At 43.9% G+C, this 23,808-nt stretch carries 40 protein-coding genes and 4 pseudogenes; 25 read left to right on the top strand and 19 right to left on the bottom strand.

The genetic code is table 11. The annotated features are described in order from the left end of the window. The first annotated feature begins 40 nt into the window (after positions 1-40). From NFS31_RS28250 to tnpA, 14 genes and pseudogenes are all read left to right on the top strand, one after another. Positions 41-187: a TetR/AcrR family transcriptional regulator gene (locus NFS31_RS28250; protein ID WP_416389441.1), complete on the top strand. Its 147-nt coding sequence runs from the start codon at positions 41-43 to the stop codon at positions 185-187. A gap of 33 nt (positions 188-220) precedes the next feature. Further along, positions 221-703, top strand: a complete 483-nt coding sequence (locus NFS31_RS08195) for a hypothetical protein (protein ID WP_251493349.1) — start codon at positions 221-223, stop codon at positions 701-703. Position 704: 1 nt separating this feature from the next. Continuing rightward, complete coding sequence (locus tag NFS31_RS08190; protein ID WP_251493347.1) at positions 705-1,106, top strand: SRPBCC family protein; 402 nt, start codon at positions 705-707, stop codon at positions 1,104-1,106. 76 nt (positions 1,107-1,182) lie between these two features. Next, positions 1,183-1,761: a TetR/AcrR family transcriptional regulator gene (locus NFS31_RS08185; protein ID WP_251493345.1), complete on the top strand. Its 579-nt coding sequence runs from the start codon at positions 1,183-1,185 to the stop codon at positions 1,759-1,761. A 222-nt stretch (positions 1,762-1,983) separates the two neighbouring features. Further along, a complete protein-coding gene (gene ilvB, locus NFS31_RS08180; RefSeq protein WP_251493343.1) occupies positions 1,984-3,717 on the top strand; it encodes a biosynthetic-type acetolactate synthase large subunit in 1,734 nt (577 codons plus the stop codon). After that, positions 3,714-4,214, top strand: a complete 501-nt coding sequence (ilvN, locus tag NFS31_RS08175) for an acetolactate synthase small subunit (RefSeq protein ID WP_251493341.1) — start codon at positions 3,714-3,716, stop codon at positions 4,212-4,214. Before ilvB ends, ilvN begins: the two co-directional genes overlap by 4 nt. A gap of 92 nt (positions 4,215-4,306) precedes the next feature. Continuing rightward, positions 4,307-4,432 (top strand): hypothetical protein, encoded by a 126-nt coding sequence (locus NFS31_RS26865; protein WP_275563880.1) that lies wholly within the window; start codon positions 4,307-4,309, stop codon positions 4,430-4,432. After that, positions 4,413-5,015: a TetR/AcrR family transcriptional regulator gene (locus NFS31_RS08170; RefSeq protein ID WP_251493339.1), complete on the top strand. Its 603-nt coding sequence runs from the start codon at positions 4,413-4,415 to the stop codon at positions 5,013-5,015. Before NFS31_RS26865 ends, NFS31_RS08170 begins: the two co-directional genes overlap by 20 nt. Before the next feature lie 23 nt (positions 5,016-5,038). Further along, positions 5,039-5,785 carry a CPBP family intramembrane glutamic endopeptidase gene (locus tag NFS31_RS08165; protein ID WP_251493337.1) on the top strand — a complete coding sequence of 249 codons (747 nt, stop codon included), beginning with the start codon at positions 5,039-5,041 and terminating at the stop codon, positions 5,783-5,785. Between the two features lie 140 nt (positions 5,786-5,925). Then, positions 5,926-6,321, top strand: coding sequence for an HAD-IA family hydrolase (locus NFS31_RS08160; RefSeq protein ID WP_331482561.1), 396 nt, complete (start codon positions 5,926-5,928; stop codon positions 6,319-6,321). 46 nt (positions 6,322-6,367) lie between these two features. After that, positions 6,368-6,919, top strand: coding sequence for a hypothetical protein (locus tag NFS31_RS08155; RefSeq protein ID WP_251493335.1), 552 nt, complete (start codon positions 6,368-6,370; stop codon positions 6,917-6,919). 494 nt (positions 6,920-7,413) lie between these two features. Next, a complete protein-coding gene (locus tag NFS31_RS27515) occupies positions 7,414-7,590 on the top strand; it encodes a 5'-methylthioadenosine/S-adenosylhomocysteine nucleosidase family protein (RefSeq protein WP_334303055.1) in 177 nt (58 codons plus the stop codon). A gap of 24 nt (positions 7,591-7,614) precedes the next feature. Beyond that, on the top strand, positions 7,615-7,773 hold the full coding sequence (locus NFS31_RS27510; protein ID WP_251493333.1) for a TetR/AcrR family transcriptional regulator: 159 nt from the start codon (positions 7,615-7,617) through the stop codon (positions 7,771-7,773). A gap of 301 nt (positions 7,774-8,074) precedes the next feature. Then, positions 8,075-8,535, top strand: a pseudogene (gene tnpA, locus NFS31_RS08140) (IS200/IS605 family transposase). 276 nt (positions 8,536-8,811) lie between these two features. Here tnpA and NFS31_RS08135 read toward each other — a convergent pair. The 4 genes and pseudogenes from NFS31_RS08135 to NFS31_RS08120 all read right to left on the bottom strand — a co-directional run bounded on the left by NFS31_RS08135 (position 8,812) and on the right by NFS31_RS08120 (position 10,027). Continuing rightward, positions 8,812-9,024 (bottom strand): DUF3791 domain-containing protein, encoded by a 213-nt coding sequence (locus tag NFS31_RS08135; RefSeq protein WP_251493331.1) that lies wholly within the window; start codon positions 9,022-9,024, stop codon positions 8,812-8,814. Then, positions 9,021-9,494 (bottom strand): annotated as a pseudogene (locus NFS31_RS08130) (DUF3990 domain-containing protein). The gene NFS31_RS08135 and the pseudogene NFS31_RS08130 overlap by 4 nt, the downstream one beginning before the upstream one ends. Further along, positions 9,491-9,730 carry a DUF3791 domain-containing protein gene (locus tag NFS31_RS08125; RefSeq protein WP_251493329.1) on the bottom strand — a complete coding sequence of 80 codons (240 nt, stop codon included), beginning with the start codon at positions 9,728-9,730 and terminating at the stop codon, positions 9,491-9,493. The pseudogene NFS31_RS08130 and the gene NFS31_RS08125 overlap by 4 nt, the downstream one beginning before the upstream one ends. An 18-nt stretch (positions 9,731-9,748) precedes the next feature. After that, a complete protein-coding gene (locus NFS31_RS08120; protein WP_251493327.1) occupies positions 9,749-10,027 on the bottom strand; it encodes an ImmA/IrrE family metallo-endopeptidase in 279 nt (92 codons plus the stop codon). A gap of 61 nt (positions 10,028-10,088) precedes the next feature. Here NFS31_RS08120 and NFS31_RS27500 point away from each other — a divergent pair, with 61 nt between their 5' ends. From NFS31_RS27500 to NFS31_RS08100, 5 genes are all read left to right on the top strand, one after another. After that, positions 10,089-10,310, top strand: a complete 222-nt coding sequence (locus NFS31_RS27500; RefSeq protein ID WP_416389436.1) for a DUF6783 domain-containing protein — start codon at positions 10,089-10,091, stop codon at positions 10,308-10,310. 247 nt (positions 10,311-10,557) lie between these two features. Beyond that, positions 10,558-10,980 (top strand): helix-turn-helix domain-containing protein, encoded by a 423-nt coding sequence (locus tag NFS31_RS08115; RefSeq protein ID WP_251493326.1) that lies wholly within the window; start codon positions 10,558-10,560, stop codon positions 10,978-10,980. Positions 10,981-10,985: 5 nt separating this feature from the next. Beyond that, positions 10,986-11,426: an ImmA/IrrE family metallo-endopeptidase gene (locus NFS31_RS08110; RefSeq protein ID WP_251493324.1), complete on the top strand. Its 441-nt coding sequence runs from the start codon at positions 10,986-10,988 to the stop codon at positions 11,424-11,426. A 375-nt stretch (positions 11,427-11,801) separates the two neighbouring features. Further along, on the top strand, positions 11,802-12,695 hold the full coding sequence (locus NFS31_RS08105; protein ID WP_251493322.1) for an Rpn family recombination-promoting nuclease/putative transposase: 894 nt from the start codon (positions 11,802-11,804) through the stop codon (positions 12,693-12,695). A 242-nt stretch (positions 12,696-12,937) separates the two neighbouring features. Next, positions 12,938-13,249, top strand: coding sequence for a hypothetical protein (locus NFS31_RS08100; RefSeq protein WP_251493321.1), 312 nt, complete (start codon positions 12,938-12,940; stop codon positions 13,247-13,249). A 202-nt stretch (positions 13,250-13,451) separates the two neighbouring features. Here NFS31_RS08100 and NFS31_RS08095 read toward each other — a convergent pair whose 3' ends face one another. From NFS31_RS08095 to NFS31_RS27495, 3 genes are all read right to left on the bottom strand, one after another. After that, positions 13,452-13,745, bottom strand: coding sequence for a hypothetical protein (locus tag NFS31_RS08095; RefSeq protein WP_251493319.1), 294 nt, complete (start codon positions 13,743-13,745; stop codon positions 13,452-13,454). Positions 13,746-13,772: 27 nt separating this feature from the next. Next, entirely contained in the window at positions 13,773-14,384 is a 612-nt protein-coding gene (locus NFS31_RS08090; protein WP_251493317.1) for an SMI1/KNR4 family protein, read from the bottom strand. 158 nt (positions 14,385-14,542) lie between these two features. Next, entirely contained in the window at positions 14,543-14,599 is a 57-nt protein-coding gene (locus NFS31_RS27495; protein WP_465223430.1) for a hypothetical protein, read from the bottom strand. A gap of 21 nt (positions 14,600-14,620) precedes the next feature. Between NFS31_RS27495 and NFS31_RS27490 the strand changes: the two genes are divergently transcribed. Next, positions 14,621-14,776, top strand: coding sequence for a DUF6783 domain-containing protein (locus tag NFS31_RS27490; protein WP_334303062.1), 156 nt, complete (start codon positions 14,621-14,623; stop codon positions 14,774-14,776). A gap of 108 nt (positions 14,777-14,884) precedes the next feature. Here the strand turns inward: NFS31_RS27490 and NFS31_RS08085 are convergent, their stop codons facing one another. The 6 genes from NFS31_RS08085 to NFS31_RS08060 all read right to left on the bottom strand — a co-directional run bounded on the left by NFS31_RS08085 (position 14,885) and on the right by NFS31_RS08060 (position 18,472). After that, positions 14,885-15,367 (bottom strand): hypothetical protein, encoded by a 483-nt coding sequence (locus NFS31_RS08085; RefSeq protein ID WP_251493315.1) that lies wholly within the window; start codon positions 15,365-15,367, stop codon positions 14,885-14,887. Between the two features lie 41 nt (positions 15,368-15,408). Beyond that, complete coding sequence (locus NFS31_RS08080; protein WP_251493314.1) at positions 15,409-16,113, bottom strand: hypothetical protein; 705 nt, start codon at positions 16,111-16,113, stop codon at positions 15,409-15,411. A gap of 30 nt (positions 16,114-16,143) precedes the next feature. After that, entirely contained in the window at positions 16,144-16,644 is a 501-nt protein-coding gene (locus NFS31_RS08075; protein ID WP_251493312.1) for a GNAT family N-acetyltransferase, read from the bottom strand. 34 nt (positions 16,645-16,678) lie between these two features. Beyond that, the gene (locus tag NFS31_RS08070) at positions 16,679-17,095 is read right to left on the bottom strand and encodes a hypothetical protein (RefSeq protein WP_251493309.1); all 417 of its coding nucleotides are present in this window, start codon (positions 17,093-17,095) and stop codon (positions 16,679-16,681) included. A gap of 40 nt (positions 17,096-17,135) precedes the next feature. Further along, complete coding sequence (locus NFS31_RS08065; RefSeq protein WP_251493308.1) at positions 17,136-17,690, bottom strand: GNAT family N-acetyltransferase; 555 nt, start codon at positions 17,688-17,690, stop codon at positions 17,136-17,138. Between the two features lie 257 nt (positions 17,691-17,947). Next, positions 17,948-18,472 (bottom strand): CbrC family protein, encoded by a 525-nt coding sequence (locus tag NFS31_RS08060; RefSeq protein WP_251493306.1) that lies wholly within the window; start codon positions 18,470-18,472, stop codon positions 17,948-17,950. A gap of 341 nt (positions 18,473-18,813) precedes the next feature. On the opposite strand from NFS31_RS08060, the gene NFS31_RS08055 reads away from it, so the two are divergent. Both NFS31_RS08055 and NFS31_RS08050 read left to right on the top strand, forming a co-directional pair. After that, positions 18,814-19,374 (top strand): RNA polymerase sigma factor, encoded by a 561-nt coding sequence (locus tag NFS31_RS08055; protein WP_251493304.1) that lies wholly within the window; start codon positions 18,814-18,816, stop codon positions 19,372-19,374. Next, positions 19,371-20,093 carry a hypothetical protein gene (locus NFS31_RS08050; protein ID WP_251493303.1) on the top strand — a complete coding sequence of 241 codons (723 nt, stop codon included), beginning with the start codon at positions 19,371-19,373 and terminating at the stop codon, positions 20,091-20,093. Before NFS31_RS08055 ends, NFS31_RS08050 begins: the two co-directional genes overlap by 4 nt. A 138-nt stretch (positions 20,094-20,231) precedes the next feature. Here the strand turns inward: NFS31_RS08050 and NFS31_RS08045 are convergent. Beyond that, positions 20,232-20,489, bottom strand: a pseudogene (locus NFS31_RS08045) (winged helix-turn-helix domain-containing protein); the annotation flags it as partial. Next, positions 20,476-20,520, bottom strand: coding sequence for a hypothetical protein (locus NFS31_RS27485; RefSeq protein WP_334303061.1), 45 nt, complete (start codon positions 20,518-20,520; stop codon positions 20,476-20,478). The pseudogene NFS31_RS08045 and the gene NFS31_RS27485, both read right to left, overlap by 14 nt. Between NFS31_RS27485 and NFS31_RS27480 the strand changes: the two genes are divergently transcribed. Next, on the top strand, positions 20,515-20,742 hold the full coding sequence (locus tag NFS31_RS27480; protein WP_334303060.1) for a DUF6783 domain-containing protein: 228 nt from the start codon (positions 20,515-20,517) through the stop codon (positions 20,740-20,742). The genes NFS31_RS27485 and NFS31_RS27480 overlap by 6 nt on opposite strands. Here NFS31_RS27480 and NFS31_RS08040 read toward each other — a convergent pair. Further along, positions 20,634-21,161 carry a hypothetical protein gene (locus NFS31_RS08040; RefSeq protein ID WP_251493301.1) on the bottom strand — a complete coding sequence of 176 codons (528 nt, stop codon included), beginning with the start codon at positions 21,159-21,161 and terminating at the stop codon, positions 20,634-20,636. The two genes, NFS31_RS27480 and NFS31_RS08040, sit on opposite strands and share 109 nt — an antisense overlap. Positions 21,162-21,577: 416 nt before the next feature. Here NFS31_RS08040 and NFS31_RS08035 point away from each other — a divergent pair, with 416 nt between their 5' ends. Together NFS31_RS08035 and NFS31_RS08030 are read left to right on the top strand one after the other, a co-directional pair. After that, positions 21,578-21,802: a hypothetical protein gene (locus tag NFS31_RS08035; protein ID WP_331482560.1), complete on the top strand. Its 225-nt coding sequence runs from the start codon at positions 21,578-21,580 to the stop codon at positions 21,800-21,802. Positions 21,803-21,931: 129 nt separating this feature from the next. Then, a complete protein-coding gene (locus NFS31_RS08030; protein ID WP_251493299.1) occupies positions 21,932-22,300 on the top strand; it encodes a hypothetical protein in 369 nt (122 codons plus the stop codon). Between the two features lie 214 nt (positions 22,301-22,514). On the opposite strand, the gene NFS31_RS08025 is transcribed toward NFS31_RS08030, so the two are convergent. The 3 genes and pseudogenes from NFS31_RS08025 to NFS31_RS27475 all read right to left on the bottom strand — a co-directional run. Next, positions 22,515-23,336, bottom strand: a complete 822-nt coding sequence (locus NFS31_RS08025) for a GNAT family N-acetyltransferase (RefSeq protein WP_251493297.1) — start codon at positions 23,334-23,336, stop codon at positions 22,515-22,517. 13 nt (positions 23,337-23,349) lie between these two features. Next, the gene (locus NFS31_RS28245; protein ID WP_416389440.1) at positions 23,350-23,442 is read right to left on the bottom strand and encodes a cysteine-rich KTR domain-containing protein; all 93 of its coding nucleotides are present in this window, start codon (positions 23,440-23,442) and stop codon (positions 23,350-23,352) included. Beyond that, positions 23,443-23,647, bottom strand: a pseudogene (locus NFS31_RS27475) (hypothetical protein); the annotation flags it as partial. Positions 23,648-23,808 lie beyond the last annotated feature (161 nt).

Raw genomic sequence — 23,808 nt, 5'->3', positions numbered from 1 at the left:
GAAGTTTTTTGCGCTTCCCCAGGAAAGGCAGGAGTAGCTCATAAATGCGGCATATGAAGTGTTTTCCAGGAACAGCTATAAAAATGCGTCCATGTCCAGGCTTGCGGATGCCGGCGGCGTATCCAAATCCCTGCTGTTTCATTATTTCTTAAGTCAAAGCCCCCATAGCAAGCTACAAGGGCTTTGACCCTCGCGGCAGTCGCCAAATGGACATGCCAGCATGTCCGCCTGGCTCGTTGCCCGCGGGAATAAAAAGGAACTGTATCTGTACCTTTGGGAGCATGCAGGCAGGCTTTACCGTGAAAAAGTAAGGACGGGAGATACGCAGACCACGGATTTGTTTGAGATTCTCTGCCAGAAGGTTCTGGCAGGCTGTGTCTTTATGAGGGAAGACCCGACCATATACCTGTTTACATTAAGGGCATTTTTTGAGGAAAACCCGGAAATCAGGGAAGAACTTCAGAATCATTATAAGACAGCCTATCTTCACGGGACAGAAGATATACGGGGGCCGGCAGATATGGACCTGTTCCGGCCGGGGATTGATACGCAGCTGCTGTTAGAGGAGATTAACGGTTATCTTCTCAGCTGTTACTGGAAGATGTTTTCAACCGGGGAGCTGGACCCGGATTCTCTGGAAAAGGACTTCCTGAAAAGAGCTGGACAGTGGAAAAGGGTATACCTGAAAGAAAGGAATCATTAAGATGGCAGTTTCAAATATAAGGGCAGACTTTCACGCAGAACTGCAAAAGGTTTGGGAGATTGTGACTTCTCTGGAGGATACGGCGTGGCGCAGCGATCTGAGCAGGGTTGAAATCATAGATGATAAGCAGTTCGTGGAATATACAACATCCGGCTACCAGACTGCCTTCACCGTTACAGTGAGGGAAGAATGCCGGCGTTTAGAATTTGATATGGAGAATGATAATATGCATGGGCATTGGACAGGGATTTTCTCCAGCAAAGGCGGCGTGACAACGATTGATTTCACGGAGGATGTTACAGCAAAGAAGCTTTTTATGAAACCCTTTATGAAAGCATATCTGAAAAGGCAGCAGGGTTTATATATAACGGATTTAAGGAAAGCTTTGGAGCATACCTCATAAGATTATCTTTTCTATTGACATTTTACAAAAAGGAGAATAGAATGATAGCAAGCACTTGCTTATAAGAGGTGGGGGAATGGACGAAACAAGCCAAAAAATCATTGATGCAACCATGTCTCTGATTCGTGATAAGGGGTATGTTGCCACAACGACAAAAGATATCGCGCGATTAGCCGGTGTAAACGAATGTACGTTGTTCCGTAAATTTCAAAATAAAAAAGATATTGTACTCCATGGTGTATCTCAGGAAAAATGGAGAGCGCATGTTACGCCGGAGCTTTTTCAAAATGTGCAATGGGAGTTAGAGCCGGATTTAGAGATGTTTATGAACGCATATATGGATAAAATCACTCCGGATTTTGTAAATCTGTCTATTGGCTTAAGAGCGCCGCAGCTTTATGAAGAAACGGCCTCTATGATCATGAAAGTACCGCAGGCATTTATTTCTTCCCTGACAGAATACTTCAGGAAAATGAAGGAGCTGGGGAAAATTCCCCATTATGATTTTGAAAGTCTGGCGATGACTGTTTTTTCTTCCACGTTTGGTTATACCTTTTTAAATGCGTCTTTTGGCCAGAACCTTATGGATGTGGGCAGAGAAGAATTTATCAAAAACAGTGTGAAGATATTTGTAAATGGGATTGTACAGAAGTAAAAATGGCAGTAACAGTTCAGATAGGTCTGCGCGTTTACCGCGCTGACCGTACGATAACGCAATGGCCGCGGGCATACAGCCCATCGCCGCAGGCGATTTTAAATGGCTGTATGTCGTAACAGTTCAAGGGGTATCTGAACTGTTATAAATGGTACTGTATATTCAGTGCCATTTTATTTACCTAAAAGCAAGCAAGTACACGCATACAAGGAGGCAATGATAATGGTTACAGGTGCGGAATTATTTGTGAAAGCTCTCAGGGCGGAGCAGGTAGATACCCTGTTTGCCTACCCGGGCGGACAGGCAATTGACCTGTTTAATGCCCTTTACGGCGAACAGAATATTGATGTTATTTTGCCGCGGCATGAGCAGGGATTAGTCCATGCGGCAGACGGATACGCACGCTCCACGGGAAAAGTCGGGGTCTGCCTGGTTACAAGCGGACCGGGAGCTACCAATTTAGTGACAGGGATAGCGACAGCGAATTATGACAGCGTTCCGCTGGTATGCTTTACCGGGCAGGCGCCTACCGGGCTGATTGGCAATGACGCCTTTCAGGAGGTTGATATTGTAGGTATCACAAGAAGTATCTGCAAATACGCCGTAACGGTCCGCAAACGTGAGGAACTGGCGGCGGTCATCAGGAAAGCCTTTCTCATTGCCCGGACAGGGAAACCGGGCGTTGTTGTGGTCGATTTACCGAAGGATATACAGAGGGAATATGGCAGTGATGACTACCCGGAAAAAATCGAAATCAGGGGATATAAGCCGAAACGTTCCGTCCATGCAGGACAGATAGAGAAAGCTTTGGAGATATTGAACCATGCAAGGAAGCCCGTCTTTTTGGCTGGCGGCGGCGTGGGCATCAGCCATGCACATTCGGAAATGCGGAAACTCGCAGAAATGACAGGGGTTCCCGTGATTACTACCATAATGGGAAAAGGGGCAATTCCCACAACCCATGACTTGTACATCGGGAATCTGGGAATCCATGGGAGCTATGCGGCGAATACAGCCATCAGTCATTGTGACGTTCTCTTTTCTATCGGGACAAGGTTTAATGACCGCATAACAGGAAAAACCGGACACTTTGCCACCCATGCGGCAATCATCCATATAGATATAGACCCCGCTTCGATTTCCAGAAATGTAGAGGTGGATATTCCCATTGTTGCGGACGCAAAAACGGCTCTTTTGGCATTGCTTGAAAAAGCGCAGAAATTAGATACGCAGGAATGGCTGGAGCAGATCAGGCAGTGGAAAAGCCAATATCCCCTTTCCATGAAAACAGAAGGGCTGACCCCGGAAAAAGTGATAAGGGCAATCAACCATACGTTTGACAACGCGATCATTGCCACAGATGTGGGGCAGAACCAGTTATGGGCGACACAATTCCTGGAATTAAGCAAAAAGAAACAGATGCTGACTTCCGGGGGCCTGGGAACCATGGGCTATGGCTTTCCGGCTGCTATTGGAGCCAAAATCGGGAATCCGTCAAAGGATGTTGTCGTTATTTCCGGGGACGGCGGCATGCAGATGAACATTCAGGAAATGGCGACCGCAATCTGCTATGAACTTCCAATCACCATCTGCATACTTAACAACGGTTATTTGGGAAATGTACGGCAATGGCAGGAAATGTTTTTTGACAGGCGTTATTCCAGCACCTGTATGCGGTACAGGAAAAGCTGCCCCGGCAGCTGCAATGCCCCGACAGAGCACTGCCCGGAATATACGCCGGATTTTCTTAAACTGGCGGAAAGTTACGGGGCAAACGGTATCCGCGTAACAAAAGAAAATGAGATAGCCGCTGCCCTTGAAACTGCAAAACACACGCTAAAAGTACCTACTGTCATTGAATTTATCATTGAGCCGGAGGAAAATGTTATGCCGATTGTTCCGCCCGGCAATGCTTTGGACGACATGATACTGGAAAGCGGGGATAAGGGAATATGAAAAAGAGATGGATTTGTTTATTTGTTGAAAATGATGTAGGGGTTCTTGCCAGAATATCGGGACTGTTTTCCGGGAAGTCCTATAACCTGTCCAGCCTGACCGTGGGGACAACCGAGGACAGAACGGTTTCCCGTATGACAATCAGCTTAACCAGTGACGACAGGACATTTGAACAGGTAAAAAAGCAGCTGGGCCGCTGTGTTGAGGTAATTAAGGTAGTTGATTACACGGATATTGCTATCCATATGAAAGAGCTGATGTTTGTAAGAATCAATAACTGCTCGGATCGGGATATTGACGGGATATTCAAGATTTCGCAAGTGTTTCAGGTATCGGTTATTGATTATTCCCCGGAGACAGCGCTGATTGAGAGTGTGCATACAGAAAACCGTAATAATGATCTGATTGCATTACTGGAGAAATGCTATGCAAACCGAATTGAAATTGTTCGGGGAGGCAGTGTCGCTGTTGAAACGTTAAGCATAGCTGATCGATAAAGAGGAATGAGGTCTTCTCAAAATTGGTCAATGGGGTGATAATAAAAAGTATAACATAAAATGGATAAGGGAATTACGAAAGGAGCTTACCAATGCTTTACATTAAACATTATTCCAAGACCTGTCCCGGTGGGAAGAAAGCCGTGGATGATTTGTCCCTGCATGTCCGCTCTGGCGACAAATACTGGGAGGATCATAATGAACGGGAAATTTTTTGAACTGCCATTGGAAAAGCAGGAACAGATTATAAAAGCAGCATATGTGGTATTTGCCCATAACAATTACAAAAATGCGTCCACATCCAAGATCGCGGCTGCCGGTGACATATCAAAGTCCCTGTTGTTCCATTATTTCAAGAATAAAAAAGAGCTGTATTTATACCTCTGGGAGAATATCGACAGGATATCAAATGAGATAGAGCTGAAGTATTACAGGAAAACGTCAGATTTCTTTGAGGCCATGACCCGGAAGGTTCTGGCAAGGTGTGAGTTTATGAGAACGACCCCCGATGAATATTTATTTTCATTACAGGCCCTTTTTGCGGAAACCCCGGAAATCAGGGAGGCAACCGGGAAGTCATATAAAGAAGCATATGAAGATGCAGCGGGCAAGCTGCTGGGGTCCGTGGACCTTTCCGTGTTCCGACCGGGTATTGACGTGGGAATGCTGCTGGAGGAGATTGACAGCTATCTGTTTCACAGTCTCTGGCAGATGCTATCCGCCGGGAAACTGGATCCGGACGGCCTGGAAAGGGATTTTTTGAAACGGGTCGGCCAATGGAGAATTGCTTATTTGAAGTAGACTGCATTGCGGGGAGAAGAACAATGGATATCATTTTACTTGTGGGCATAATCATCTATCTTATTATAACGGCATATACAGGGTATGCAGCGATAGAAAAATTAAAAGGGAATGAGCTGTCAGAAGAAAAACGGATACAAAGATACCGGTTTTCCTTTCTGTGGAATGTGGTTTCCGGGGGTGTTATTATGTTACTTATTGTTATGGGACCGGCTGCCCTGGAGGAAACAGGCTTCCGACCGATCCGCTTTTTGCAGGGAAGCCATAGGTATCTGATGTTTGGAACATGGATTCTATGCGGCCTGCTGAGTGCGGTATTTATTTTTCAAATAGCTGTGTTTTTGATGAATCCGTCTTACAGGGGCTCTGTTTCGAAACAGATAGAGGAAAAAACACATTCAGGGAAAGTCTATGACCGTGTTGTAAACGGGCTTATTCCAAGAACCAGGCGGGAGAAAAGTTATTTTGTTGCAACGGCACTGGCAGCAGGTATCTGCGAAGAGATTGTATTCAGGGGATTTTTGTTGTATGTTTTGAGGAGAATTTTTCCGGAATTACCGCCGTTTCTTCTGGCAGCTTTGGCAGGTGTCTGCTTTGGGGCAGCCCATTTTTATCAAGGTATCAAAGGCGTGATAAAAACAGGGCTTCTGGGTATATTGTTCGGATTTTTGTATATCAGCACAGGTTCCTTGTATTTGTGTATGGCAGTTCATTTCCTGTTTGATATTTCAGCCGCATTTTATGTACTCTCGGAATCTCGCTGTGCCTGATTTTGTGAGATGATTTTTTGTCAGATGTGCACAAATTTATGAGGCGTACGTGGAGCGTACGTTGATTAAATTTGGGTGCATCTGGCGGAAAATCAGCCGCAAAAGCAGGCGCAGAGAGATTCCGAGAGTACATTTTTTATGTGAGGAGGACAAATACGAGGTTTGAAGCCGTGATTTTTGACCTGGATGGTACACTGCTTGATTTGATGGATGTCTGGGAGAAGATTGATATTTGTTTTCTACAGAAGCGTGGACTGCCGGTTCCGGCAGATTATGTGACTGAAATCTGTGCCCGCAGCTTTGAGGAAGCGGCGCAGAGATTAGGAGCAGCTCCTCAGCACTGTCTGGTCTTCGAGGATGTTCTGCCGGCTGTCAAAAGCGCAAAACAGGCCGGAATGCTGGTATGCGCTGTATATGACAAATATTCTGCCCGGTACAGGGTACAGATGGAGCAGGCGGCGGATTTTTACATAGCAGATTTCAGAGATGCCCCTTTACCAGATGCAGATTTCGAGGAAGAAAATGAAAAGGGGTGAACAGAAATTGAACATAGCAGGGGTTAAATTCGGGATAATCTTAATCATGACAGCCATATGTCTGGCGGGATGCACGAAAGAGGAAGCGTTTGTTGACAGCTATGATTCGGAAATAGCGGAACAGGTAACCAGTATTATGCAGGAATCCCAGAAGGGACGTTATAACTTGGAGAATTGTGAGGTTCTTGTTACGGAAGAAAGCAAAGAGGCTGGATTTTTGATTCGGAGAATGACATTCCAGGCAGACTGGAAACGGATCAGAGAACCGGAGGATGACCCGCTGATACAGGGAATGCTGCAGGCCAGGGATGAGCTGAAATCGCCTGGGGAGAAGGAGGCGGCAGGGAGGATCATTGATGGATATATCGTGGAAATGAATAGTGAACCGGAAACGGAAAAAATCGAAACAAAATTCGTTGCACAAATTTCTCTGGAAAACGAAACATGGGAACTGTTTTATCCGTTTGTACAGGAGGGAAAGGAAACGCTGCTTCCACTCCGGGAATATGCGGAAGAAAACTGGTTTGAAAATGCTGGAAAGCGGATGCAGGAGGGACGCAGGCGTTTGATTGCTGAAATCACAGGGGCAGATGAATAAGGACAATGAGTGATAAAGGAGCAGACTATGAATAAAGATTGGGGTACAGAAAGTAAAATTGGGATTATGTGTGCAACGGCCAGGGAACTTGTCCCATACCTGTCCGTTATGCGCTCAGGAAAACGGATGAATGTGCAATGCATTCGTTTCATGACGGCACAATAAAGGATATATGCACAACGGCAGTTTGTTCTGGCTGTGGAAAGATTAACGCATCCATTACGGCACAGCTTTTAATCGACAGATATGATGTGGATGCAATTAATGTACTCTCGGAATCTCTCTGCGCCTGCTTTTGCGGCTGATTTTCCGCCAGATGCACCCAAATTTAATCAACGTACGCTCCACGTACGCCTCATAAATTTGTGCACATCTGACAAAAAATCATCTCACAAAATCAGGCACAGCAAGATTCCGAGAGTACATATTATTTTTTCAGGAATAGCAGGCGGGATGAGAAGGAGCCGATTCATCCGGATGCACTGTGCATTGATATGGAAACTGCAGCCGTAGCCCATGTCTGTTATCTGAACAAGATTCCGTTTATTGCGATCCGTTCCATTTCCGATAATGATAAAGAGGCCGGGCAGGAGGCAATCAACAGGAATTATGATAAGGCAGTACAGCAGTCATATCAATTTGTTTCAGAAATGCTTGAGGGAATCAGATAGGAGAACGCCGCACGGAAGGGACAGGTGTTTTTCCAAAATGGTTATAAGGAAGCCTCTATATTAAAAGTTGCAGATGCCGGAGGAATATCAAAATCGTTGTTGTTCCATTACTTCTCAAAAGGAAAACTAAGAATTAATTTGACATCTTCTTTGAATCGGTCAACGGGTTTATACTGTTGTTAAGCCGTAATGGGCGGTTAAAGTGAAATATACAATCCTCTGTTTGTAGAACTGACTGTGACAAATATAATAGGGCAGAAAAGAAAAGCCGGCGGTACAGATAGACTATCTGTACTGCTAGCTTTTCTTTTACGGCTTTAGCCAGTTGAGGGCATTGGAGTTTTTCGTGTTCCGAAAAATGGAAATGCCCTCAACAGAGAACCATCCGCTATGCGGGTGCGCATCGTTTGTTATACAAAAAATCACCTTTCCGTTATAATAGGGGTGTTCAGGCCACTATTATAAAGAAAGGAAAGGTGATTTCATGGCAAAGCAAACAAATTCGCTCGCACATACGAAGTGGATGTGCAAATATCACATCGTCTTCACACCTAAGTAAGACGAAAAATAGTATATAATCAATACAAAGCTGATCTGCGGGATATATTAAAACAGCTATGTAGTTATAAAGGGGTAGAGATATTAGAAGGGAATCTTATGCCAGACCATGTACATATGCTGGTAAGCATACCACCGAAAATCAGCGTATCCTCGTTCATGGGATATCTGAAAGGGAAAAGTGCGCTCATGATGTTTGAAAGGCACGCAAACCTGAAATACAAATTTGGGAATCGTCATTTTTGGTCAGAGGGATATTATGTCAGTACGGTGGGATGGAATGAAGCCGCCATAAAGAAGTATATCCAGGATCAGGAAAAAGCGGACATCATGCAGGATAAGCTGAGTGTAAAGGAGTATGAAGACCCTTTTAAGGGTCAGGGCTGAGTAGTACAAACGCCCCTTAAGGGGCAGCGACGAGTCAAAAGCAATGTGGCTTGAACGGAGCCGTGGGAAGGCTGCGAAGGGCAGGCTTCCCACGGCCTTAAGAGAAAAGCCAGCGCCTTGAGGCGCAGCCAAGTAGGGCGGGCTTTCTATCTAATACTTCTGATAACTCGGAATTCCTGATAACCAATTTGCGAGATGCCAAGATGGTTTTATTTTTCAAAAGCAAAAGCAGACCTGATAAATTCAACAGGTCTGCTTTATGAATTTGGAACTATCTTAATTTTTCTCTTTATACTCGGAAATCAGTTCCTCCGTCAAATACTCATCGCTCATACAGTGCAGATCAGATACTCCTTCACTGATTAGACGATAAATGGTTGAGCGATAGAAGAAGCTCAGGGCATCATCCAAGGATAGGTTTTCTTTTTCCGAAAAGTGCTCGATAATTCGGGCATATTTTTTTTGCAGTAAAATAGGATTGGCGGTCAAATCTGTTCACTCCCCTCATAGTGCAGATACTCATCAAGAGCTTTCTGTGTTCGGAAACATATTTGTAAGTTGGGTTTTTCATAGCGCAGGCGGCGGATCGCTTCCCCTTTGTCAATCAGATTATCAAAGTAAAGCTCAACGGTATTAAACACCTTATCGTTGGCGACACCACCAATCACTATATCATAATCTGTTGTATCATTTCCGGTTCTACATTTCAAAATGAAGTCGAGCCATTCCTCAGAATAGCTTTCAAATTTTAAAATCTTGAGTTCCTGATAAGCCTTTTTATCAAAACTGTAACGAGAAACAATTCCGTTTTTGCCACGACGCTTGAATTTTTCACATCACTTTACTGCCTGTTCGTAAATAGGTGTTGTGTAAAAGCCACGTCCAAAATCGACATTTTCTCTGGAATGTAATAAGTCAGGAGTTTGAATCTCCGGATAGGAGCCATGATATAAAATCATAATTGGATACCCCTTTCTTCCATTAAGCTGATAATATCATCTACGATATAGTCTTTACTTTGGGTATGAAGCATCTCATACTCTGGTACGGTATAGCTACTCAAAATATCGCTTTTTTCAGTCAACGCATGATAAACTTCTTCGGCATTTTTTCCCAGCCTGATGGCAATATTTTCGATACAGAATACAGCAAATTCCAGCTCATCTGTATTTGTTATTTTAGAGTTATCTAACATGGTTGAAGCACCTCCCTGTTATTCGTAATCAAAATGGTTTGTATCGTCGTAATCTCCAAGATCGTCTTTCAGGAAATCTGATTTCCGGATGTACATGGGATTTACCAGCTCACCTTTTTCGTGCAGAAGGCTGAATTTATAGTCCAGCAGTGCTGCGGGAACGTAAAGCTGTTTTGCGGTTTCAAAGAAAGAGTATTCGGACAAAAGCTCTAATACTTCGCTGTCTTCTAAGAGTAACTCTGCTGCAAAGAAATTTGCTTCATCTTCTTCCAACGAGCTGCCGTCCAACACTTCCATTTCCTGAAATCCTTTCATCATGGCAATCTGAGCATGAAGCACAGCGTGTCCTAGAGCGTGTTTGAAAATTCATTCCTGGCATCTGCACGCGCCACTTCGCGGTATATTTGGGCCAAATTCACTTAACGCAGCCCGCTGCGCCGCGTTCATTTGGCCCAAATCTCCCACAAAGCGGCACGCACATCTGGCAGAAAGCATTTTTCAAACACGCTCTAGAGGGTTGGTGGTTATTTTTCTATCCACTATCTTATTTGACGCTTACGTATCAACGGCAACTCTATAATCTGATATGCCTTTTTTATCTCTCAGAGCGATGTATTTTTCCTACACGAAATATTTTTCCTCCTTTCCGAACTTTTCTCTTGATTTTGGTTCGGAAATCAGTTATGATACATTTACCAGATATATTAAAACCAAAAACATATGGCCTGTTTTGATTTCCTAACTTGTTTTTAGAATAACACGGATTTCAGAACTTATTAATGGTTTTTGTAAGGATTTCAAAACTTTTTTTCTTAGGAGTGATATAAATGTACGAAATTTATTGTAAGTTACGAGATTCAAATGGGCTAAAAGATGCCGATATCGTTAGGGAAACCGGAATTACAAAATCCACTTTTTCTGATTGGAAAAGTGGACGAAGCAACCCTAAGCAGGACAAGCTTCAAAAAATTGCTGATTTTTTTGGCGTTACTATAGACTACTTAACAACTGGAAAAGAACCTGCTTATAAAATGGAACCCACTCTTACAGCAAAAGACAAACGTGACATTACCAAAATTCTGGATCAAACCCGGGAACAACTCATGTCCCAGGAAGGTCTGATGTTTGACGGAAAACCGGCCAGCCCGGAAGCGATAGACTCTATTCTATCCGCTATGCAAATTGGAATGGAGATGGCAAAGAAAAAGAATAAGGAAAAATATACTCCGAAAAAATATAAAAAGGGCTGATCATTATGGCAATCAAGAAAAAGGCTGACGAGCTGGCCAGAAAATTTCAGACTCGTAATCCCTTTGAAATTATCCGGGGATTAAATGTCATACTGCTATTCGTTCCGCTGATTGACACCAGAGCCTTTTACCAGTATTTTAAGCGAAACAATATCATTTACATAGATGAAAACCTGCCGCGTCATGAGCAAATGTTTGAGTGTGCGCATGAAATGGGGCACATGTTCCTGCACAAAAAAGCCAACTTCATTTTCATGAACACAAGAACTGGTTTTAATACAAGCAGATTTGAAAAAGAAGCCGATACCTTTGCTATGGATTTACTTGTTGGGGATGACCTGATGGCTGAATATCGGGAATATAGTACAGATCAGCTTTCCAGACTGCTGGGATATGAGCAACGACTCATAGAATTGAGGATGAAAGATATGGGTAAATTAAGATAAGATTTAGCACTCACATTAATAATATAATATGCTTAACCGGGAGCCGGTAGGGGCGTATCGTTGGCCACCTCCATAATGGAAAGGAGCCAATCTGCCATGTATGTTACATATGATAGTCTTTTTACCTTTGTAATTATGCTTTGCGCAGTTATCACGCTAGTTTTAATACATAAAAAATAGCGCCCTCACCCGCAAAGTAGAGGCACTATTTTTTATCGCAACTTGAAAACCGAGGTGGCCAGCCTTACTCTGGCTTACCGGTTCCCCGTTAAGCATATTATATGCCAGATTGAATAATTTGTCAAATTAAGATTGCCGTACCTGAAATATATAGGTCTGTTATTCCGAAAAAAAAACGAAAGGGGGATGGATATCATGTCAGATTTTCTGATGAAACCCAAAATTGACTACGCCTTCAAAGAGATCATGATGGATGAAAAGGCCCGGATCGGCTTCCTGTCCGCTGTCTTAAATCTCAACCCGGCCGATATCCGCAAAACAGAACTGTTAAATACCAGCTTAAGGAAGCTGCACGAGGATGAAAAGCAGGGGATCGTGGATGTGCGGATCCTGATGAACAATAATACTGAAATTGATATCGAGATCCAGTTATCCATACTGAATGTATGGGCAGACCGCGCCCTGTTCTATCCGGCAAAGATGTATACAGACCAGATCAGGCCCGGACAGGATTACACGGTATTTAAAAAATGTGTCAGTATAAGCATCCTGGATTTTGTGCTGTTCCGTGAGGATCCTGAATTCTACTCCTGTTTCCACATCCGGGAAGATTCAAGGCAAACCCTTTACACGGACAAAATGGAATTCCATGTCCTGGAGCTTCCAAAGCTGCCTCCGGAATTAATAGATGGAAGCAGCGATATCCTGTTATGGGCAAAGTTTATTAATTCCGAGAGGAAGGAGGAATTTGACATGCTTGCTACAAAAAATCCATATATCGGCAGCGCATACGAGCACCTGCAGGTGATCAGCCAGGACAGAGAAAAACGGCGTGAATATGAAGCGCGTGAAAAAGCGATACGGGACTATAATCAGGGGATACTTGAAGCTGAACAGCGGGGACGTGAAGAAGGCAGAGCTGAGGGAGAGGCAGAAGCCAAAATACACGGGATCCGAATATTGATTACTGACAACATTGAAGAAAAAGTCCCCAAAGAGAAAACCCTTGCAAAATTACAGAAACACTACAATTTAACAGAAAGCCAGGCAGAAAAATATTATATCGAATTTGCAAAGAAGAACCTGTAATCTTCGTGTCAAATTCCAGTACGGCCAGATGTAACGATAACTAAGCTCGTTTATGATTTATTACAGAATGTAAAAACCGCCCCTGCGCCAACAGGAACGGTTCTTACATAGATTCTATACCTCTGGCAGTGTGCCGGAGATGATACAATCCCAATCACAAAAGAATTGTACCATCTCCCGCGCCTCCTGTCAAAGGTATGGCGTTATTTTTATACAAAAAAATAGGAAAGGATGGTACCAAAATGGCAAAGAAGAAAAAGAACGCCCTCCCATCCGGGAGCATCCGCGTACAGGTATACGATTATACCGACGCGGAAGGGAAGAAACACTACAAAAGCTTTACGGCCCCCACGAAAAAGCAGGCCCAGGCAAGGGCCGCAGACTGGAAGGCAAATAAAAACAAGGCCCAGGTCCCTGACGGGCAGTGGTATGTGAAGCAGCCAAAAACTTATGGCAGTTACCGGGAAATCGAATATCCAGATTTTGTAATAAAGAAGATATCTCATAGCCACTGTGAAGTCCAACACCCAGGTACACTATGTCCGCATATATAGCGGCGATTTTTTCAGCTATATCCATCAAAACTGTACCAATCCCCGGTTCCGGTATTTTTCTAAAACGCCAAAATCAACGATTTCCGGGTAGCCTTTTCCTCCAAATGCTCCCCACGCACTATTGGGATAAATATTTAATGTACTCTCGGAATCTCGCTGCGCCTGATTTTGTGAGATGATTTTTTGTCAGATGTGCACAAATTTATGAGGCGTACGTGGAGCGTACGTTGATTAAATTTGGGTGCATCTGGCGGAAAATCAGCCGCAAAAGCAGGCGCAGAGAGATTCCGAGAGTACATTTTATATAGCCAACTGGTTTTCCAGAATATTCTGCAACCAATGAAATTGCCTTCCCTGATTGTTGATCTCCCAATCTTTTTTGATATTTCTCAATGGTCGCATCCCATCCCTGTTCAATTTCAGCATCCGTAATTGCTTGTGCATCTATGCACTCCATATTACGAATAGTTATTTGTCCGTTAGAAAAATAAACCATATAAATGCACTCCAAACCGAAATCTAATTAAAACGTCCAAATATTTAATCCCTGCGGTTCAGGTAATTGTTCCCAAATATCTTTTGTCGGCGTTTCCGCCAAAAGACGTTTATGCGCATCATTCAACCATTGAATGTGCGCCTTTATATAATCCGAATGAATTTCCCTGTCTTTATCCATCACCTCTACAACAATTTGGAAATACAAAAATTCCTCGAAACTCGTTGCCCACAAATCGACATCCCCTGTGTCATGTCCATATACCACTATTTTAGGCTCCTGTTCCACATCTTCATATAAAAAACAATATTTATCGCCGGATATTCTATGCGCAAACGGAACAAGCCTGTATAGGGGATTGATGGATTGGCGTTCCGGATAAATTTTCAAGTCAAAGTTCAGACACTCGTACAACTCATCACAGGCACTTGGAAAGTTCTCAAAAGCAAACAGCCAGCAATCGCCCATCCCTTCTCCAAAAAAATCTCCCCGCCATACATAATTCATATCGTTTGCGATTTTATCTTCGATCCATTCCCTGGAGTGCCTTAAGTAATCCATCATCCCACTGCTATTGATCGTATGAAATAATTCCGGAAATTGGATCCCCAAACATATTTCCACATCCCTCAGTTCCATAAATTCACACCTCATAGTATCTTGAAATTTTACACAAAATCATACCAAAGGGCATACCGTAATTCACGCTCTAGTATAAGCCAATTTAAATAACTTTACATTATTGTCCGGAAAAACACAAGTATCGTGGTAGTCTGTAAAATCTATAATGCATAGAGTTATTTGAATCGAGCTATACTAGAGCGTGTTTGAAAAATCATTCCCGCCATCTGCACGCCCCACTTCGCGGTATATTTGTGCCAAATTCACTTAACGCAGCCCACTACGCCGCGTTCATTTGGCACAAATCTCCCACAAAGTGGCACGCACAGCTACCAGAAAGCAATTTTCAAACACGCTCTAGGGCACTTCGTGCCACAAGATATAGTTTGTCTGTGATACCACTATCATAACAGCCAATTCTCACAGAAATGTCACAGGCCGACGGTTTATACTCAGGTTCCTTTGCCTTCTTGGAAAAAGTCCTGTACTGTTTCCCTGCTTCATCTGCAAGTGGAAAGCTATCTTGCAAAATACCTGTTATACTCTCTAAATAACAGATTTCTTCGCTTATTGCCCTGCTTGTGATACAGATCATGATATTTATCAACTACTGATACACTGCAAAACCCTTTATGTACCAACAATTCATACTTTTTTTGTGAAAAAGGATATTCCTCAACTACCCATTCAGCGTCTTCGTTATTTTTAATAATGACCTCGCCCCAATAAACAGACATCATGCTTTCAAAGTCTTCTTGTGTTGATCCTGCCTTATCAAATGATTGTTTCTCATATAAATTAAAATACCAATTTTCTAATTTTTTCAGGCTTTCAATCGTATAGTCAGGAAAAAACGCGGACGCTTGCGTACTAATTGCCTTCAATCTGTTCAGCAAATCGTCTTTATATGAAATATAATAATCTTCAGCCTCGGATTGATCACGAAATTCTCTTAAAGATTCCCCATATTTAACGGCTATATTTAAGCTATGCTTTGACATCTTGTTCGCCCCCTTCTGTTCCGCCATCCGCACTCAGCTGCTTAATCGTATTCCTCGCAGATAAATTTGAAATCCTCAGTCCTGCGCAAGGCTGGCAAGGCGTACTTCTCGATGTGCTTTGACATAATTTCCACTGCATATTGGAAGTTCGCTGACGGATGGCCCTCGGCACAGCGCACCATGGTAATCAGCATCTCATTGTCACCCTCAATGTATTCAGACGGATAGTTGCCGGAGCAGTCACATGAATCCTCATCATGGTATTTCTGTCTGACCGCCTCCATCTGCGCTACGGCGCCGATCATCGCATGATAATCGATTGTTTCCGAATCAATGTAAAAATCAACGAAAAGCCTTGCCACAACATCCTTGCATTGCTGGATCTGCTCAATGATGGCGTTTGCGTTTCGGATTGCAAATCTCCGGATTTTCTTCCTGGCATCTTCCTCATCTTCATAGCGGATATACAAAAGTGTTTCGTGACCGTTCAGCACAGCCGTAATCTTCAGAAGCTCTCCGTCCTCCCCATAGCAGGCGCGCAGCGTCCGAAAAATGTCTTTCTCCGGCACGCTGTACAGCGTCATCCCACGCCAGTCCTGCCCAACAGGGATATCATAGGTGAGCATTTGATACTGTGTGTCATAGTCAAAGAAGATTGCGTCCTCACCATCGGCGTCCTGATAAAAATCAAAAACGCTGTACACGCCCTCTTTGCAGGTAAGCGGAATGCTGTGTAATTCTGACATTTGGGTCTCCTCCCCTTATCAAATCCTGATCTATAAAACTCGTTGAGCTACAACCACAGTGTAGTTATCCGTGTCGTATGTAATCCCCGTTTCTTTAAAATTGTTTTTATGCCAAAAATGCTCTGCCTGGGGATTGCCTTTCACCCAGCCAAGCCGTATGCTCGAAAGCCTGATGTCGGCCAGATAGCGGCACAGATCGTCAATAATGCTGCTTCCAATGCCAGCATTTTGAATCGATGCCGCTGTCATAAAAAAGCCTATGAAAGCAGTTTTTTCATCAGGGTATGCCATAATAAAATCCATTACAGCAATCAATTCTTCCTCTTTGTAGTACCCTACATAATATTTGTCGCATATTTCTTTATTTGGAGGCAAGGCTTTCATATCATCAAGAATACTCTGTTCTGTCACAAATGGCGGACAGTATTGGTAATACAAACCATTTTTACTGCACAGTAAATATATATCCGCGACATCCGCTTTCTCCATGCGGCGTACAGTATAATCGTTAGAGAAAAAAGATATATCCATTTGTGTTACCTCCTTCAAACCGGAAGTTGAGCTTTTATATATTTACATCGAATACCGCCTTTATTTGCCCATCCTCTGTGAAAAACTCTATTTCAAACCAAAAATCCAACTCTTCTCCAAAACTCATTGGTCTGTAACACACCACATCACTATTATCCGTTTCAAGCCTTGCTTCGTCCGTATCATCTATATCTTCCATACAGGATTTTTGGAAATGGTCTACCACAAACTCTTTATCTTCATATTCTTCCCACATAGCAAATTGTTCAACCAACCACTTCCCAAATCCCAGGCAGGCATTTTCTGATGTCGGTTCTGCGTCAATAAAAGCGGCCCATGAAAGTTTTGGTGGAATGCTGGATACAAGTTTTGCGTATTCTTTGTCTGCAATCGTATCTACCATCAACTTAATCAATTCCTGTGCTTTTGTCTTAAACCCCGATTCTACCATTTTATCTCTCCTCCTAAATTCAGATAGTTTGAGATACGATTCACAATTCTTTTGCCAGACATAGTGTCAGCTCATCATCATTCCTGCAAACAGCATCTGTTTCACATACTTTTTCTTTATAATACACCCCTTTTCCATCAGGAATATAGCCTCTTTTTATATAGAATCTCTGGGCAGGTCCGTAGTCGCTGTTTAAGCATACATCCAGATATATTTTATTGCAATGCTGTTTTGCAATGTTTTCTGCTGCATCCAATAACATAGTAGCTATTTTCTTCCTCCGGTACTTTTCGAATACAATCAAATCTACCACACCTGGAATATTTTGGCCGGCCAGTCCGTCCTCATACTCCAGCCGTCCAATGCGGTCGGAGCAATCGTCCATCAGTTTCTCCCCCACCTTATCATAGATATTGTCGTCAGCGCTGTAAATGGTGTCCGCCCGTTGGAGCCACCGCTGGGCTTTATGTAGGTCGCCCGCATCCATAGCGGCCACGCCCACCTCATAATAGGTTCTGGACACCCCAGCCCTTTTTTCTTTGGAGCTCAGCCAACCGCTTCTCCGGGGCCTTATCCTCTTTTTTTCCAAATCCAAACACAAAAATCATCTCCTGTTGTATTTTGTTGGAGCGAAATAATCATGCCATTTTAAACTCTCTGATTTATTTTCCCCTGCTTTATAAAAAACTTCGATTTCTCTGTGATTCTGCTATCATAACAGCCAATTGTCACAGAAATGTCACAAGCGCAAGTTTTCTTAAAAATTTTACCCAGGAGAGCATTTGTCAAGGGGGATTTCGCCCAAAAGATGAAATCCCCCGAAAAACTAAAATGATTCGCACTAAGTTCTTTTCAGTCACAGTCGATATGTAGAAGGTATTTCCCGCAGTGGAGGCACCGAAACAGGTAGCCAACCGTACTGCCGTCCTTTGTCAAGTCGGTGAAAATTTCTTCATACCAGTCATCGAGCAGGGTTTCACGAACCTCATCCACCAAGCCCATTTCCTCAAGCTCCGCATAGCCCACCGTGCCCAGATAGGCGCAGAAGTCGCCGCAGTGGGCGCGCCAATACTCTTGTTGCCAGCCGCAGTAGCCGGGGGTGCGGTGAACCAATTCGTCCAGTTTGTTGGGGCTGTCCACCTCGTCAGTGGATTCACTATCCTGAAATTCGCCGCTATACTTCTCCGCCGCCGCACCGCTGGCGATACAGTGGGGGCACAGGTAATTCACTTCATCCTTAGAATAGAAAGGCCCCGCGTAGATGATAGAGGTCTCCTGGCCGCAGCAGGGGCAGAAAACCGGCTCGTCCATTCTGCAAAAAGTCCCAGTGGCGAATGGATCAGGGTGGTATTTGAAAAAAGGCAGGTCTGCGCTCATAGAAATCTCCTTTCAGCTTTACAAATCCCAGTTTGTCGTTGCTTTATTATATATCCGTTTTTCCAAAAATGAAAGCGATTTCTTATACTTCCTGTTCATTAAAACGAAACTTGAACAGGGCAGCGGCAAGTACCTCATTGGTGAGGATAGCTGTCTGACCACCTCTTTCAACGAGGGACGACACAGAGCCGCCAGCAAAGCGGCAAAGGTACATTCAGGCAACTTACTTACATCGCACGCAAAAAGGTGTGGTATAATTTTTTTGAAAAACTTTTGGATTTGATGTAATATTTTCCGCTGAAACCGTAGTAAACAGATGAAGCCGGAAAGGAGGCGGTGTGATGATAGAAGATGAAAAAATCATTGAAATGTTTTTTGGGCGTTCAGAACAGGGCATACGGGAGCTGGATATAAAATACGGTAAGGTTTGCCACAAGCTATCGTATAACATTGTAAACAGCAGGCAGGACGCGGAGGAATGCGTTAATGACGCTTACTTAGGGGCGTGGAACGCAATCCCTCCAGCAAAGCCAAACCCGCTTTTGACCTATATCTGTAAGATCGTTCGGAACATTTCACTGAAAATCTATTACAGAAAGGAAGCAGCCAAACGAAACAGCACTTACACGATTGCTATGGAGGAGATCGAAGCCTGTATAGCAGACCCGAACACAGTGGAAGCCGAAGTGGAAGCCAGAGAGTTAGCCCGTATCATTGAAAGTTTTCTGGACACGCTGACTGTTGAAAACCGCGTTATCTTCATGCGCCGCTATTGGTTTTCCGATAGCTGTAAGGACATAGCCGAGTTTGTAGGGCTTACGGAGAAAAATATCTCTGTCCGGCTGGCTCGTATCCGTCAGAAAATGAAAAGCTATTTAGCAGAAAGAGAGGTATTCGTATGAACTCAAAGAAGTTTTCCGAAGCCATGAGCGAGCTTGACAGCAAGTATGTTGATGAAGCTATCAACTACAAAAAGAAAAGCAAAAAGCCCATTTGGATCAAGTGGGGAGCGATCGCGGCTTGTTTATGCCTTGTAGTCACTGGAATTGCCGTAAGCCAAATCCCCAATGTTTTCCCCGACCACGGTGCAGGCATTGACCCAGGAGGAACGCATCCCGACGGGATAGACCCTGTAATTGCGTCCATAGCAGTATATCCCGCCACAGAAAGTATTGAAGATGTCGCAAACGCTACGGTTGAAAGTATTGCGGAAGTGGACGCTTATGGCTTTGATACTTTGGGCGAATATTTACCAGCTTCTCTGCCGGATGGGTATCATTTTGGGAAAGCAGATGTTTATGAAACCACAATGAAAGATGGTACGGTATATTATATGCTCCGTGTGCAATATACCACAGGTTATGGTATTCCACAGGAAATCTCAGGAGAGGAAGTTGCTCCTGACCCCAATACTCTTGGCAATAGTTTGGTGGTCTTTATCATGAATTATAAACCAGAAGTGAAAAGAGAAATTTACGAACCAACAGATATTACAGAAAGCAAACTTGAAGAAATTGGTGGTCTTACTTTCCATATTTCTTATGGCGACATCTATGTTGGGATTTCTCCCGATACAGCAGCTACCGACGATATTCTTGTAGTGGTAGATTCCATAAAGTAAAAGAACCATGACCAAAGGGCAGCCGAGAAAATCGGTTGCCCTTTTCCATTCATCCATGAGGCAGAAATACGGAAAAAGTTGAGCCATCCCCCACCTTCGAAGCCATACAGGCGCGGTTGATGGAAAGTCTGCCGGCATTCACTTTTTCAGCCCTTCAATCCACATATAGCCCATGCCATAGACAGTTTTGATATATTGCAGACCGTTTATTTCAATCTTTCCACGGATACGGCTGATCACAACGGTCAAGGCGTGTTCATCCACAAAGTTTTCGTCTGCGTCCCACAGTTTTTCAAGAAGTACCTGTCTTGTCAAAACGATCTGCGGATTTTTCACCAACACCTTTAGCAAGCGGTATTCCATTGGCGTGAAAATAATCGGTTCACCCGCTAGAGCGTGTTTGAAAATTCATTCCTGGCATCTGCACGCGCCACTTCGCGGTATATTTGGGCCAAATTCACTTAACGCAGCCCACTGCGCCGCGTTCATTTGGCCCAAATCTCCCACAAAGTGGCACGCACAGCTACCAGAAAGCAATTTTCAAACACGCTCTAGGAAAAGAGCCACTCCAATCAACAGGAGAAACCACCCAATCCCCGTAAACCCGATTCGGGCAGAACGTTTCAGACGGAGAATGAACTGCTGCTGAAGAGCAGAAGACCTCACCGGTTCCGGCTCAGGGCTGGCCTCAGCCGGGGAATGCCAGATGTCGGGCGCATAGACAATGGGAACCTCCTTCTGGAGCAGCCAAAGGAACATCAGGTCTGCATGTTCCATACTGCCCGCAAATTTAGCCAGTATCTGATAGTCCCTGCCATAGAGTACATTACACCCATTCCCTGGTCCCAGCGCCACACCGGCGATATCACGGACGGAAAATTCGCGGTCTTTACGGAACCGTCTCCTCCACCGGAGGATGCTGCCCTCCACGATGATCCGGCTCCCCGGCGCAAAGCGGCTGTGTACTGCAAAGTACGCTGGTGGGTTGACCGCGGGAAGCTTTTCCGGGAGCAGGTTGTAGGAATACCTGACCCCAAAATGCAAGCTCGCTTTTCTGATCAAAACCAAAGATTTTACCCTTATGGATCTGATATAAATTAAGCCGTCAGAACGTTTATCTGACGGCTTAATTGCGGTGCTGTCATACTCAAAGTTCAGAAAGAACCCTTTCCAAAGAGGTGCTTTTTTACGCCTCTTAGGAACTGTCAAGAAATAACTTTTCATATTGCTTGTCTTTTTCTCCGATAGTACCACTCAAAAATCAGTTACATAGCCCACTATGCGCCTGATTTTTGAGTGGCACTCTCGAAGAAAAATCCTGCGCACTATTGAAAAGTTATTTCTTAACAGTTCCTTACCGTATAATCCGGCTTTTCATCGCCTGCCAGCCCAAAGAAAGAAGACCGTGCCTGTCTCTGCGGCATGGTCTTTTCTTTCCACAACCGGTCTATGCTGCAGATGTATGGACGAGAACCACGGAGATTATGAAGGACGTCTATAACCAGATCGTACGGATCTCCACCGCGGCTGCTATCGTCACCGCTTCGGTGGCCCTGCTGATGATGAACTTCTCCCGCTCCGGCCGCACGGTGGATGAAAGCCGCGCATGGCTGAAACGCATCTGCATCACCTGGGCGATGTTAAACGGCCTGGGGTTCATCGTGGCCTACATCACCCCGTTCTTTGCGTATGGCAAATGGAGTGGCTGACGCCGGAAAGGAGTGATCGTTTATGGGTATTTTAGACAGCATTGTAGAGTGGATCGCCGAACAGGTGATGAACGGCCTTGACCCTATAACCACTTCGGTCTGGGGGCCGGCATTGAGGCGGAGGAGCCGGTGCGCCTGAGCATCCGATCCGTCCTCTTCATCCTGCTGGCCTATTTCTCGAACGGGATTGTGGATACTGTCTTAAAGATTGGCGGAACCCCGTACCACTGGATCATGGACTCCGACCTGCCCGCTTTGAGTTTCGCGGACTTTAATTCCGTGATGTTAGCCATCATCGGTGTCTGTGCCAACGGTGCGGTGGCGCCGGATGTTCAGCGGGCAGGTGTTTCTTCTGCTCATGAACGCCTGATGCCTGCGGCTGCTCACAAGCATGGTCGGGGCGTTCATCGCAACCCCGCTCTCACTGTGAGAAAAACAGAAAGGAATGACAATAAACCATGTAAAAATATAAAAAGGTACTTACCGCGGCCTTTCTGATGGCGCTCATCCTCTGCCTGTCCTGCCAGACGCCGGGGATAAGCAGGTATCCAACGATGCCCCCGCTGATGATGCCCAAAGGGATGGAAAAAAATGACAGCTTCCTGCTTTCCTTACGCATAAGATTTCATTTCCCGAAAAATAATCTTCAAGAAGCGGCCGGCTTGACACGTTCATCGGATCTGCGTCTATGCGTCTGGCTCTATGATGATATTCATTTTTCATCGGCGGTTTTTTCTATTACGATTGACGAACCTTTTGATTCATCGCCATTCAGCCACTGCCATTGTTCTGATAGTTCTATTCTGCCATCACTTAAAATCTGTGGTACACTGTGACATTTCCCAATTCTTATCTGGTCACTCAAATTAATATGCTGATAATAAAAATCTATTTCTCCATTCAAAGCAACCGTTCCAACTATACTCCCTTTTTTTATTTCCCCGCCATAGTAATCCGCCCATAAAATATTCTCATTTTGATGATATAAAAAAAGCGTTTGATTATCCACTTCACCATTTTCAGTATTCATCTTTGGTATAAAGTATTTTCCATCATAAAAAATATCTGTATTAGGAACTGCTATACGTTTCTCCATTACTTCATAAACTAACCTTGTATTTCTATTGATAAGTAATTCTTCATGCTTTAAGGTTTTATATCCCCTGTGTTCATAAAAACAGGCTGCCGCAAGAGAAGCATCTAAGTAAATAATAGTGTTATTAAGAGATATTTCTTTTTCAAGGCATTGCATAATATAACTGCCATATCCTTTTTTCTGAAAATCAGAAACAACAAACAGTCTTGATATGTGATTTTCCTTGAAGCTGCCTGTTCCCACTAAACAATCACCCGATAACAAAACTCTTACAAAACCATTTTCTATATCTGTGGCAATGTTTTCCTTTGAATGAAGCCCGCAAAAAAATTCAACTACTTCTTGAGGATAATATAAAGGATAGATAGCGTTAATCGTGTTCTGTACCAATTGATAAATTTGTTCAGTGTTTTCTTTTTTTGCTATTTCGTATTTCATTAACACACCTCCATTAGCCGATTTTGTCTGCGCATAGTGTAACTTGTAAATTTACTGCATTTATTAAACTTTCCCGTTTGCACTTGGGGCAAAAAAGCGGAAAAATTTCCGCCTTTGGCTTCTTATACTTCGGGAGCCTGCCCCGGACATAAGCGCTGAAGGTCTCATTCATCTGGCGCTGGCTCTCCGCCGCAATGATGTCAAACACGATGCTGGATTTTCCGGATCCGGGGCCCCGGTAAATACAACGAGTTTTCTTTTGGTATCTTTAAGGAAATGTTTTTCAGATTGTTCTGGCATAAACCTTTTATTCCTTGTGGCCCTGCCCCTGTAATATAGTTAATAATGATGATAATATCATTCTTTCCATCATCATTTATATCCCGAAAAGCAACTGCACCAACACTGTCAAATAACTCTACATCACCTTTTGTACTATTTGGAAATTTATATAATGTCTGTTCATCCCTGA

The sequence above is a fragment of the Otoolea muris genome, from assembly GCF_943193115.1.
Taxonomy (GTDB): domain Bacteria; phylum Bacillota; class Clostridia; order Lachnospirales; family Lachnospiraceae; genus Otoolea; species Otoolea muris.
Note: the sequence above shows the minus strand (reverse complement) of the source record. Positions and strands in the feature narration are given on the sequence as shown.